Origin of the sequence: Enterococcus sp. DIV0561 (genome assembly GCF_050539875.1) — a bacterium.
Taxonomy (GTDB): Bacteria; Bacillota; Bacilli; order Lactobacillales; family Enterococcaceae; genus Enterococcus; species Enterococcus faecalis.
In genome coordinates this window covers 763,660-777,190 of record NZ_CP172927.1, presented here as the reverse complement: position 1 = coordinate 777,190, position 13,531 = coordinate 763,660, and the positions used below count along the sequence as shown (strand labels likewise).

The 13,531-nt window shown below is 36.7% G+C and carries 7 protein-coding genes; 1 reads left to right on the top strand and 6 read right to left on the bottom strand.

Annotated features, from left to right (window positions below):
• Positions 1–20: 20 nt before the first annotated feature.
• From polA to IGM13_RS03750, 4 genes are all read right to left on the bottom strand, one after another.
• The gene (polA, locus tag IGM13_RS03765) at positions 21–2,669 is read right to left on the bottom strand and encodes a DNA polymerase I (protein WP_002415913.1); all 2,649 of its coding nucleotides are present in this window, start codon (positions 2,667–2,669) and stop codon (positions 21–23) included.
• Between the two features lie 187 nt (positions 2,670–2,856).
• The gene (locus IGM13_RS03760; protein WP_010715059.1) at positions 2,857–3,768 is read right to left on the bottom strand and encodes an aldo/keto reductase; all 912 of its coding nucleotides are present in this window, start codon (positions 3,766–3,768) and stop codon (positions 2,857–2,859) included.
• Positions 3,769–3,836: 68 nt separating this feature from the next.
• Positions 3,837–5,261, bottom strand: a complete 1,425-nt coding sequence (locus tag IGM13_RS03755) for a helix-turn-helix domain-containing protein (protein WP_002419375.1) — start codon at positions 5,259–5,261, stop codon at positions 3,837–3,839.
• A gap of 123 nt (positions 5,262–5,384) precedes the next feature.
• Entirely contained in the window at positions 5,385–7,529 is a 2,145-nt protein-coding gene (locus tag IGM13_RS03750) for a heavy metal translocating P-type ATPase (RefSeq protein WP_025189178.1), read from the bottom strand.
• A gap of 125 nt (positions 7,530–7,654) precedes the next feature.
• Here IGM13_RS03750 and IGM13_RS03745 point away from each other — a divergent pair, with 125 nt between their 5' ends.
• Positions 7,655–8,353: a helix-turn-helix domain-containing protein gene (locus IGM13_RS03745; RefSeq protein WP_002415909.1), complete on the top strand. Its 699-nt coding sequence runs from the start codon at positions 7,655–7,657 to the stop codon at positions 8,351–8,353.
• Between the two features lie 69 nt (positions 8,354–8,422).
• Here IGM13_RS03745 and IGM13_RS03740 read toward each other — a convergent pair whose 3' ends face one another.
• Positions 8,423–10,429, bottom strand: a complete 2,007-nt coding sequence (locus IGM13_RS03740) for a KUP/HAK/KT family potassium transporter (protein ID WP_086269742.1) — start codon at positions 10,427–10,429, stop codon at positions 8,423–8,425.
• 333 nt (positions 10,430–10,762) lie between these two features.
• A complete protein-coding gene (locus tag IGM13_RS03735) occupies positions 10,763–13,408 on the bottom strand; it encodes a calcium-translocating P-type ATPase, PMCA-type (RefSeq protein ID WP_002415907.1) in 2,646 nt (881 codons plus the stop codon).
• Positions 13,409–13,531 lie beyond the last annotated feature (123 nt).

The following is a 13,531-nucleotide window of genomic DNA, read 5'->3' as shown; positions in this document are numbered from 1 at the left end:
CGTTCTTAATGGGTAAGCTATTATTTTGCTTCATACCATGTTTTTCCCCAACTGCTATCGGTGATAAGTGGCACATGTAAGGAAACTGCGTGCTCCATCACTTCTTTGACGAGTTGATTTAATTGTTCTAATTCTGATTCTGGTACTTCAAAAACTAATTCATCGTGCACTTGTAATAACATTGTCGCTTGTAATTTTTCTTCTTTTAAACGACGCGCCATTTCAATCATCGCAATTTTTAAAATATCTGCGGCACTTCCCTGAATCGGTGTATTAATCGCTGTACGTTCAGCGAACGAACGTAGATTAAAGTTTCTTGAATTAATATCACTTAAATAACGACGGCGATGATACAATGTTTCCACATATCCTTTGTCTTTGGCATCGCGGACAATCTCTTCCATGTACTGTTTCACGCCTGGATATTTTTCAAAATAGGTGTCAATATATTGTTGCGCTTGCTTTCTAGTAATGCCTAAGTTTTGAGACAAGCCATAATCACTGATACCATAGACAATTCCAAAATTCACCGCTTTAGCTTGACGACGCATGTTAGGTGTGACATCTTCTGCTTTTTCAACACCGAAAACTCGCATTGCAGTGCTGGCATGGATATCTTGTCCTTCCACAAACGCTTCTTTTAAATGTTCATCATTAGAAATATGCGCGAGCACACGCAACTCAATTTGAGAGTAATCAGAAGAGAAAATCAACCAATTATCCTCTCTTGGTACGAACGCTTCTCTAATTTTTCGGCCTTCTTCTAAACGGATAGGAATGTTTTGTAAATTAGGATCTACTGAGCTTAGTCGTCCTGTTTGTGTCAGTGTTTGTACATACCGAGTATGAATTTTATTATCTGGCTGAATTACTTTTAAGAGTCCTTCAACATAGGTTGATTGAATTTTGGCAATTTGACGATAAGTTAAAATATCTGCCACAATTGGTGCTTGTTCTTTTAGTTGTTCTAAAACATCCACCGCTGTTGAATAACCAGTTTTCGTCTTTTTGATCACAGGTAAGCCCATTTTTTCAAATAAAATAACGCCTAATTGTTTAGGTGAATTCAAATTAAATTCTTCGCCAGCTTCTGCATAGATTTTTTCTTCGATTTCTTTCAAGCGTTCTGAAAATTCTACTTGCATTTCTTTTAAGCGCGTGGCATCAACACGGATCCCAGTTATTTCCATATCGCCTAAAATACGAGAAAGTGGTAATTCCATTTTATAGAATAAATCAGCTTGATTCTTTTCTGTTAATTCGCTATCTAATTTGCTTGTTAAAAATTGAATTGCTTTAATCTTACGTGCTAAATGACCAAAGAAAACTTCTTCGTCCTCTGGCAAGCCTTTTTTGGCCCCTTTTCCATAAATGGCTTCATCAGATTGAATCGCATCATATCCGTAATGTTGTGCTACACCTTCAATATCAGCGTTATTGTCATTGGTATCAAGTAAATAAGCAGCCAATAAAACATCAAAGGCAATCCCTGTCATTTTTCCTACATAGCGATTTAGTGCAACGTACGTCCGTTTTGCATCGTAGACATTTTTTTTACGTGTCTCATCCATCAACCAGTCAATAAATGGCTGACTTTCAAAAACAGCTAAATTATTCGTGGTATAAATCTTCTTGTCGTTGCCCCAAGCAAGGCCGACAATCGGTGACGTGTGATAGTTATCTTCCATCATCTCAACATAAAGAGCCATATCGTCTGTAAACATTTCATTGGTTAACTGATCTTCGACTACTTCAAATAAAATATCTTCCATTTCAACAGGTTCTTCTGTAATGTCCAACTTAGCTAAAAATTGTTTAAAGTCCATTTCTTTATAAAAAGGAACCAATTTTTCTAAGTTTTTCCCTTCATATGCCAAGTCTTCCACATTGACTTCGACTGGTGCATTGACTTCAATTGTCGCTAAACGTTTAGAAAGAAAGGCTTGCTCTTTATCATTAATCAAGTTTTCTTTCATTTTGCTTTTTTTCATTTCATCGATATTCTCATAAACCCCTTCAACTGAGCCATATTGTTTTAACAGCTTAATCGCGGTTTTCTCACCGATTTTCGTTACACCTGGAATATTATCCGATGTATCGCCAGCCAACCCTTTCATATCAATAATTTGCTTAGGCGTTAATCCATCATATTTTTCAGCAATATGCTCAGGCGTATATGATTCAATATCGCTAACTCCTTTAACAGTGATATCTACTTTGACAGTGTCCGTCGCTAATTGTGTCAAATCTCGGTCCCCTGATAACACGACAACATCATATTCATCTTTATCAACTTTGTTGGCTAATGTACCAATAATATCATCTGCTTCATAGTTAGGTAGTTCATAATATTTTACGCCTAAACCTTCTAAAAGTTCACGAATATACGGCATTTGTTCTTTAAATTCGCCCGGTGTTTTTGAACGTCCGGCTTTATATTCTGAATAAAATTCTGTTCTGAATGTGGTTTTCCCTGCATCAAAAGCGACTAAAACATGAGTAGGCATTTCTTTTTGCATTACATTTTCAAACATATTGTTAAATGCATAAATAGCATTTGTATGCAAGCCGTTCTTATTTTTGAATCGTTCTAATGAGTTATGTAGCGCAAAAAATGCACGAAAGGCTACACTGTTTCCATCAACGAGTAATAATTTTTTTTTGGTCATTTTTTTCCCCTCATCTTTAGCAAACTAGTTTCCTTTCTATTTTAACAAAAAACTACAGAATTTGCAGTAGACGGCGATTGCAGAATGAAAGAAAAAGGTATTTGACATAGTTCCTTAGTGACAACTATATCAAATACCAAAATCAATCAGCAATACACGCTGGATCTTCACAAGTATGAAAATCTTTTTACGGCAAAACATTTCCCGCTGCACGATAAATATCGTACCAATCTTCGCGACTAATCACAATGTCTGCTGCTTTAGCAATTTCTTCAATTCTACCAAGATTCATACTTCCTGCGATGACTTGCATATTAGCAGGGTGGCGCAGAATCCAGCTGCTGGCTAAGCCAGTTGGCGTTGTTTGATATTTTTCAGCCAATTCGCTTAATTTTTGATTTAACTCAGGGAATTTTTCATTTCCAATAAAGACACCTTCAAAATAACCATATTGGTACGGTGACCATGCTTGAATAGTCATTTGTTTCAACCGTGAATAATCTAAAATACCATGATCATAATCAATGCTTCCTGATATTTCCATATTTGTTTGTAAGCCTTGATCCACCATGCCAGTATGCTTGATGCCAAATTGTAATTGATTGGCTAATAATGGTTGTTTAACAGCTGTTTTTAAAAGTTCAATTTGTCCTGGCGTTTGGTTACTTACACCAAAATAGCGAACTTTCCCTTGTTTTTCTAATAAATGAAAAGCTTCAGCTACTTCTTCTGGTTCCACTAAAGTATCTGGACGATGCAACAATAATGCATCGACTGAATCTACACCTAAACGCTGTAAACTCCCTTCAACCGCTTCTAAAATATGTGCTTTCGAAAAGTCAAAAAAGCCTTGGCGAATCCCACATTTCGTTTGTATAAAAATATCTTCACGACGAATGGCACTTTCTTTTAAGGCCTTACCAAAAATGGTTTCGCAGTCGCCGCCACCATAAATGTCGGCGTGATCAAAAAATGTAATGCCGTGATCATAAGCAGTTTCAATTACCTGTTGAGGATTTTCAGCACCATTTAAGCGCATACATCCTAAGACAACCGAAGAAACAGTTTCGTCACTTGTACCAAATTGCAGTTGTTTCATTTTAATATCCTCCTCATCCATTCCTCTTACTTCTTCATTTTAACACTATTTAGACAAAATTGGACTTCTTATGGTAGATTCGCTTCGACTTTTTCAAAAAAAGCAGGAGATAATTCCTCTGGCAAATAAACAACTGTCTCAGAAGAAAGCGCTACGTTCATCTGAAACAAATGATTGACAATTAAGAGGTGTGCTTGGTGAAGTTGATACGTTGGTTTTCCATGAATAATTGTAATATTCTTTTTTTCACTGAAATAGTTTTTTATAGATTGCCCCAGCGCTTGTTCCTTTTCTGGAGGAAAGTCCGTCAATAGGCAAATAATATATTTTTTTTCATATAAAATCGGGTCAAATAAATCTAGGATGTGATAAAAATAGCAACTCGTCAATTCCCGTTCTTTTACTGAAGTAAAGACTGGATACAGGCGTTTTAAAAGCCTAATTAGTTTCTGTAATCTGTGCCAAGTTTGCTGATAACGTACAGCGAGTATTTGTTCCTGTTTATGAGCTGGCAACCATGTTTGTCCGTCTAATAAACTATTCATATGCGTACTTAAAAATCGACATAAATGAATTTCTTGATAATTAAAATGATGTTGTGTAAAATTTCTCCTAATTTCTTTCATAATAAAAATAGCTGTTTTTAAGCATAAACTTTCTATTTTCATTTGCTCATGAATAAAATACTTTCGCGCTCTCTTGCCAAAGCAACCACCAAAATGTGCTTCAAGAATCACAAATAACGCTTTTTGTTCTTTAAGAGATATAAAGGAAGTGCTCAACACTTCCACACGAAATAAATAAAAAAAAGCACTTGTTTGTTGAAATAAATTAGCATTTGGCACTGAAATTCCATGCCCGTCTCGATATCGTCTCTCCCAAATATAAATTAGCCAACTAAGATGATTCTGTTGTGCCACATTTAAATCCAACTCAAAAAAGGTAATGATTTTCCGAGTCATGTCTCTGTTTTCTTCCAGACAGCTTTCTTGAAAAAACAAATAAAAACAAAGGATTAACTGTCGAATTTGCCATTCATTGCCAGTTAAATCGTAATGTTTTTGACGTACAATAATATCAAAATTAACTAGCCAACGTCGAATATTAGACAGTTTCTTCCGAAGAGTTGATTCCTGTAATCCCAATACCTGGGTCAATTGCGCATAATTGATTCGCTCTTCAATTAGACAACGTAAAATATAAAATTCGGGAATAAAATAACAAAATTTTTGTCTAAACCGAGCCAAGCCACAAACGCATAATTCATGATATTTTACAATTCCTTTAGTCGTTGTATAAATCTTACAAAGCCCTTCTATCTTAAACGTTTCCTGCTTTTTTTCAAAACGTTGAATGTAACAATGGATGGTTTTGTCGCTCACCTTTAGTTTTTCTGCAGCCATCAAAACAGAAAATGTCTGCTCTTGTTGCAGTAAATCCAACAATTCCAACATATTTTTATGTTCAAAAGACAATAATTCCTTAAAATCCATATATCGTCCCCTTTCACTCCCTTGTTATAAGAATACGTCAAATAAGGCAAAAATTTTTTTAAGAAGAAAAAAATAGAGAACAAAAAGTATTGATTACTTTCCATTCTCTACAATTATATCGAATTATTTTTTTGAAATATGCAGTGTCATAGCATTTGCTGCTACAATAATTGTACTTAATGACATCAACACAGCACCTACAGCTGGATTTAAAACAATCCCAATTGGTGCAAGGACCCCAGCCGCTAAAGGAATAGCGACAATATTGTACCCAGCTCCCCACCAAAGATTTTGGATCATTTTACGTCGTGTTTGTTTGGCTAAATCTAAGAACCTTAAAATATCTTTAGGATCACTATCCGTCAGTACAACATCTGCCGAATCAATCGCTACATCTGTACCAGCGCCTATCGCAATGCCGATTGAAGCACGGGCTAAACTTGGTGCATCGTTAATACCGTCTCCTACCATCATGACCTGATGCCCCTCAGTAAGATACTGTTGCACAATTTTTTCTTTATCTTCTGGTAAGAGCTCTGCGTAGTATTCCTTCATTCCTAAATAATTAGCAACTGCACTGGCAGCTGTTTGATTATCCCCTGTCAACATGACTGGCGTAATGCCTTGCGCTTGTAACTCTGCAATAAATGTTTTAGCTTCTGGTTTGACTTTATCTCCTAAAGCAAGCAGTGCGACTAATTGACCAGCGATGATTAAATAGCTCAAAGTATTTCCTTGCTCTTGATAGTTTGTTTTAATTGTTTCATCGAAGGTTAACTGTAACCGTGCAACTTCTTTTTCATTGACTATTTTGACTTCTTGGTTTTGAACAGTAGCAACCAGTCCTACGCCTGATAAAGCTTGCAGATTATGGGCTTCATAAGGTTGAACGGCTTGTTTATTTAAATAGTTCATGATCCCAATTGCCAACGGATGGTTTGCATTTTTTTCCAATGCCCCAATATATTTAAGTGCTTCTTCTCTAGTGAATTGTTTACTCATTAATTCTAAACCAGTAACTGTAAATTGTCCTTCTGTTAAAGTACCAGTTTTATCCAGCAACACATATTCAACCTTATTGGCTTGTTCTAATGCATTCCGATTTTTTAAAAGTAAGCCATTTTTAGCAGCAATGGAGGTACTTCTAGCAATTACTAAAGGAATTGCTAAGCCTAACGCATGGGGACAGGCAATAATAAAAACTGTAACCATTCGTTCAAATGCTAGCGACAAATCTTTCGTTACGAGTAACCAACCGATAAATGCTAACACACCTACGAATAAGGCAATATAGAATAACCACTTGGCTACACGGTCTGAAATGGATTCTAGTTTTGATTTTTCCGATTGCGCTTGTTTAACCATCTCCATAACTTTTGACAGGTAACTATTTTCACCCGTGCCAGTTACCGAAATTTCAATCATTCCGTTGCCATTGACAGCTCCACCAATCACGGAGTCACCAATGTTTTTTTCTACTGTTTTTGATTCCCCTGTAACCATCGATTCGTCGACTGTTGTGCTTCCTTTCAAAATTTTACCATCTGTCGGAATTTTATCTCCCGAACGAACAATCAAGCGATTGCCTTCTTGAACATCTTGCAAAGGAATTTCTTCTTCCCCGTGTTCAGTCATTCGTTTGACTGTGTCAGGTAACAGTTCAGCCATTTTTTTCAAGGCATCACCAGCATTAGAAATAGCATTCATTTCAATCCAATGGCCTAAAAGCATAATAACAATCAGAGTGGCTAATTCCCAGAAAAAGTCCATCACGTGGGCCTGATTCGTAAAATGATTCATGTAAAACGCATATAGGCTGTAAAAATATGATACCGAAATCCCCATCGCAATTAACGTCATCATTGCTGGACTCTTTTGCTGTAATTCCATTTTAGCGCCACTTAAAAATGGTTGTCCACCATAAAAAAATAGCACAGTTGCTAAAATTAAGACCAACCAATCAGAACCTGGAAAAGTAAATTGAAAAGGTAATTGAAAACCCATCATTGGTGAAAGAACAATAATCGGAATAGCTAAAATCAATGACAGCCAGAATTTTTGTTTAAAATTCCCCATATGCATTGAATGGTCCATTCCCTTCATTCCTTCATGTTGGTGTGACATAGCCATTTGTTCATGCGCCATATCATGATTCATGTGATTCATTTTATCGTGGGACATTGTTGGCTGTTTTTCCTGGTGTTGTTCATGATTATGTTTTGCTGACATATGATCCCTTCTCTTCTTAAGTATTTTCATCTTAAGCATAGCACAAGATGAAAATTGTTAGAAATAATTACTTTTTTTAGTTTAGAAAAAAAAAGAGCCGAATTTTGCGTATGTATATTTTAAGAACACCTTATCCTCATATTTATTACAAAAGGAGTGTTTCAATGAAAATTACTACAAAGCAAGTCGGGGCGCGCATGCGTGAAGCTCGAAAAAAGAAGAAGTACACTTTACGTTATTTAGCCAATAAAATTGGTTTATCTAGTGGAAGTACAATTAGTAACTGGGAATTAGGTTTGAATTTACCCAATAAACGATACTTAAAAAAAATCGCTAAAGCCTGCGACACAACAGTAGATTGGCTACTTTATGGTGATTTCGATCGATTTGTGCGCCAGCTATTAAAAGAAAATTTTCAAAATAAACAACTGCTAAAACCACCTTTTTTTACTCAGTTGATGATACGTTTATCTGAAGAACAGCTATCCTATCACGATTCCTTAAAAATTATGATTCAAGCGCAAAAGTTACAGCAGTCCTTTTATGCTTTTCCTTTAACAGTAGAAGCCCCCTCTCATTCCCAAGAGAGTATTTCTATTTATGAACCAACAACTGCAGAAGAACAGTCTGACCAATCTTATTATCATCCGTTTATTTTGTCGGAACTCCATGAATTATTTACACATTCTCAAAATCCAGAATTGGATTATTCTCTGATTATCGCTTTTCTTCCTTTGTTAAAAGTAGATCAATTAACTGAACCACAAAAAGAAGTCTTACTGGCCATCTTTAAGCGAATGAATTCCTTTAAAGACCAAACACTTTTAAATGAATTCTTTGTGGAATTACAGTATTTACTCTGATTCTACAAAAAAGATTGAGCCATGTATCTCAAGGACCTAGGCTCAATCTTTTAGTTAAATTTCTTCTATTTATGAACGATTCTTTCGTTCGACTAAGTGCGTTTTCCGTTGTGGGCCAATGATTAAAGGAACGGATTCATATTTGACTTCACTGTATTCCAAGCCAAACCAGCTTTCAGGAGAGGTAGTTAAATTTTTGATAGCTAATTTTGCCTGCATAATTTGTCGATCCCATTTTTTCAGTTCAGAAACGTTAGATAATTCTTCTTGAATTAATACAAATTGGAAATCGCCAACTTCTCTTCCTGGCGTTAATGAATAACGTTGTGGCTGTTTTGGCAAGCGGCCTGTTTTCATCAAGTCATGAACAATTTGTCTTAAATATACATTCACTTCTTGAGAAATATGGAAGCCTAAATATAGCTGAACTTGCACAATAAAATCAGTTCCTAACATGTCAACAGAATACTCTTGAGTAAAGGGTTCATCTGTTACCTGAACATTAACAAACCAATAAACATTCGCTCGTTTTGGTTGTTTGTCCAAAATCGAATAAATAATATTACGATTAATTTCGCCGTCCACTCGATCGGAGGTTAAAAAGACCACGTTGGTTTGATACATAGGTACAGATGTATCTTCTTTCAAAGCTTTAAGTTGTGGTACATATTTTTCCAACGACACTTGTTCCGCCGTTGCTTCCTTAATCTCGTTGCCGCGTTCCCAAATAATCATGATGCATAACAAGAAGACTGCCATTCCCACAGCAACATATCCACCATGGAAAAACTTCGCAGCACTTGAAAAGAAAAAGACAACTTCAATGGCAGCAAAGAACAAGGAAATTAGATACGCAGACCAAGCTGGAATTTTATCCAAAAGATAAAACAACAATAAAATGGTTGTCATCAACATCGTAATCGTAATCGATAGACCATACGCAGCCTCCATGTGTGTCGATGTTCTAAAAGCCAGCACGATTGCTGAACAAGCTAACCATAAAATTAAATTCACCGCTGGAATATACATTTGACCGATATTGCTCCCAGGATAAATAATTTTGAGTCTTGGTAATAACTTCAATTTAATCGCTTCAGAAACTAAAGTATACGAACCTGATATTAACGCTTGCGAAGCAATCACTGCGGCGATTGTTGCAAAAACAACGCCAAATACGAGAATACCTCGTGGAATCATTTGGAAAAATGGGTTAATTTCAGCTAATGCCTGCATTTCAGGGTTTTCTTTGACCGTTAACAACCATGCAGCTTGACCTAAATAATTAAGAATCAAACAAATCTTAATATACGGCCAGCTAATGCGGATATTCATTTTTCCTACATGCCCTAAATCAGAATATAAAGCTTCAGCACCAGTTGTAGCCAAGAAAATATTCCCTAAAATAAATAGACCTAGTTTATTTTCTGGACTGACTAGTAATTGCAAAGCATAATATGGATTTAATGCACGAATAACCGTCCAATCTTGGCTAAAATTCATTAAACCAATGATGCCTAAAAAAGTAAACCACATGAACATAATCGGCCCAAAAGCTTTCCCGACCAATTCTGTTCCAAATCGTTGAACAGAAAAAAGAATTAAAATAATCGTCAACGTAATAACCACTATAATCGTTTGGTCATTACCAAAACGTTCAAAAAATGCCGGAATCCCCCGTAAGCCTTCGATCGCTGTCGTCACTGTCACAGCTGGGGTCAAAACGCCATCAGCCAGTAAAGCGGCACCGCCAATCATTGCGGGAATAATCAAATACTTACTTTTTTTACGAACCAATGTATAAAGAGAGAAAATCCCACCTTCTCCATGGTTATCAGCATTTAAAGCAATAACAATATATTTAATCGTGGTTAAGATAGTCAATGTCCAAAAAATTAACGAGACCGAACCTAAAATAAACGATTCAGAGACCCGTGCCAAGCCACCATTATCTCCTACAATAGCTTTCATTACATATAAAGGGCTCGTTCCAATATCTCCATAGACAACGCCCATGGCAACTAAGATCCCTGCCATCGTAAATTTCCGACGATCAAACCCCTCTGCTTTGTGTAACACAATACTTTCCTCCTACAAAAGAAATGACTTCGTTTAGTTTAACCAACAGCTCCATAAAAACTTTTAAAACTCTTTATTATATAACGTTTTATATATCTTTTTCATTAGTCAAAAAGCGCTTTTTGACTAACGATGCTACTCACTATAATACGTTTTAAATCGTTTAGCAAGTCTTTTTATTAGAGAATGTTCATCTTAGATAAGAAACCCACCTATTTTGAAAAAAGGAAAATCAAAAATAAGTGGGGCAGCAGTCGAAACGACTGCTGCCCCACTTGCTAACTATTAAGATAATTTTCTGAACAAAAGTAGCTCCTTTTATTCCTGTTAAATTTAAATCACTTCTTCTTCCTCATCAACTTCAGAGAAATGGAACTTAATCATTTCATTGACGAAAATTGGCACAAAGGATAGGAAAATTGCTAACATCCAATGATTTAAACTAATATGCACTAATCCGAATAGTTCTTGTGTGAATGGTAATAAAGCAATGGTTGTGGTAATTAGTAATGCTAAAACGACCATTTCAAAGAGGGACTTGTTGCTTGATAATTTTACACGGAAAACAGAGTTCGCACTACGAACATTAAAGACATGTAAGATAGAGGAATAAGCTAAGATTAAAAATGCCACTGTTTGTCCAACTTCATAGCTGTTTGAAACATAGGCTGAAACACCTGGTACAAAAGCACCTAGGTAAAAACCAAACAAAGTAATGACTGTGAACACTGCTGAATTAATCCCAATCTTTTGCCATAAGCCTCGTGCAAAAATCCCTTCATTTTTAGGAATTGGTGCCTCATCCATAATTCCTTTTTCTGCTGGTTCTTTTCCTAATGCAAAACCAGGTAACCCATCTGCGACCACGTTAACAAACAACAGTTGAACTGCAGTAAATGGCGCACCCCAACCAAGTAACATGGCAATTAAAACAATAAAGATCTCAGAAATATTACAGCTTAACAAGAAGTTAATGGCTTTACGAATATTTCGGTACACGGCACGTCCTTGCGCCACTGCATCAACAATGGTTGCAAAGTTATCGTCCGTCAAAATCATATCTGAAGCGCCTTGAGCCACATCTGTTCCAGTAATCCCCATTGCGCAACCGACATCACTAGCTTTCAAGGCTGGCGCATCATTCACGCCATCTCCAGTCATTGCTACAACAGCGCCAGAACGTTGCCATGATTGAACAATTCGAATTTTATCTTCAGGGGTTACACGTGCATAAACGGATAAATCTTTAACCCGTTTATCTAATTCTTCATCACTCATTTTTTTCAGTTCTGAACCAGATAAGGCTTCACTTTTATCTTTTAAAATTCCTAATTCTTTAGCAATTGCACTGGCTGTTACCACGTGATCACCAGTAATCATGACTGTTTTAATTCCAGCTTTTTTCGCACGAGCAATGGCGCCCTTACTTTCTGGACGTGGTGGATCAATCATGCCAATTAAGCCTAACAAGCGAAGATTTTTTTCTAAAGCCTCCGATGTAATTTCCTTGGGTGGTTCATCATATACGGCATAACCGACAGCAATAACTCGTAACGCTCGTTTTCCGAAACGATCATTAACAATAGCCGCTTGATCGACATCCCCGAAACCAAAACGAGGTAGTAACACATCAAAGGCTCCTTTAGTAATTGAGATGTACTTTTTCCCCCATTGATGGACCGTAGTCATCATTTTACGTTCTGAATCAAAGGGAATTTCACCAATACGAGGATATTTTTCTTCAAGTTCTTCTTTCGTATGATAATTCTCTTCGACAGCACGAACAATTGCCGCTTCTGTCGGATTCCCTGTAACAGTTAGTTCATCGCCTTCTTTTTCCACAATGACATCTGTACATAAAGCAGCCATTTTCAGTACTTCCATGGCTTCATCGGTCATGGCATCTTCCGTATCCGTTACTTCATCACCACGATGCCATACTCGGCGGACACGCATTTTATTTTGTGTCAGTGTTCCTGTCTTATCAGAACAGATAACATTCGCAGTTCCTAGCGTTTCTACTGCTGGCAATCGGCGAATAATCGCATGTTTTTTAGCCATTTTTTGAACACCATATGCTAAGGTTAACGTTACAATCACGGTTAGTGTTTCTGGTACAGCTGCCACCGCTAAGGAAACGGCTGTCATAAACATTTCAAGAAGCGGTTCTCCTTGCAGTTCACCAATAATGAAAACAATTGCCGCAGCCCCTAAGGCTAACAAACTAATACGTTTGCCTAATTGATTCAAGCGTTTTTGTAATGGTGTTTTTTGCTGATCGCTGTTATTCAGTAACCCAGCAATTTTACCCATTTCTGTATTCATTCCTGTTGCAGTTACTACTGCTCGTCCGCGGCCATTCACAACGGTACAGCCTTTGAAAATCATATTTATTTGATCTCCTAAGCCATCATCGTCATGCCCCACGTATGTAGGATCTTTTTCAACAGGTTCACTTTCACCTGTTAGTGCTGACTCTTCTACGCGCATTTGAGAAGCTTGAATAAGTCGTGCATCGGCTGTAATCATTGAACCAGCTTCAAGAACTAGAACATCTCCTACTACTAGTTCTTCAGCATCGACTTCGATTACCTTGCCATCTCGTAAGACTGCACTACTTTGCTTGTTCATGTCTTGTAAAGCCGCCAGAGATTTTTCAGCATTTCCTTCTTGAACAATGGCTAAAACAGCATTGATAATCACAATTGCAATAATTAAGATTCCTTCAAAATATTCGCCATGTTCTGTTACGATTGCTGTATAAAACGAAATTGCCGCAGCAACTAATAAAATAATCGTCGTAAAATCAGATAAACTGTGAATGAATTTCTTTAACACAGAATCCTTCTTAGCCTCTTCAAATTGATTGCGGCCATTTTCTTTCAGCCGTTGTTGGGCCTCTTGTTGTGTTAAACCAGTTTCAGTATTGACTGAAACTTCTTTTGTGACAGTATCGACAGTTTGCTTGTAAGCTTCCATCCTATTCCCCCTCTAATTTTTTCTTCCTATATAATAGTGTCTCTATTAAATATAACATGATTTTTTTTGAACACGCAACTTTTTTCATCTTTGGCTTAGCGTTCTCTCATATGCCCGAAAAAA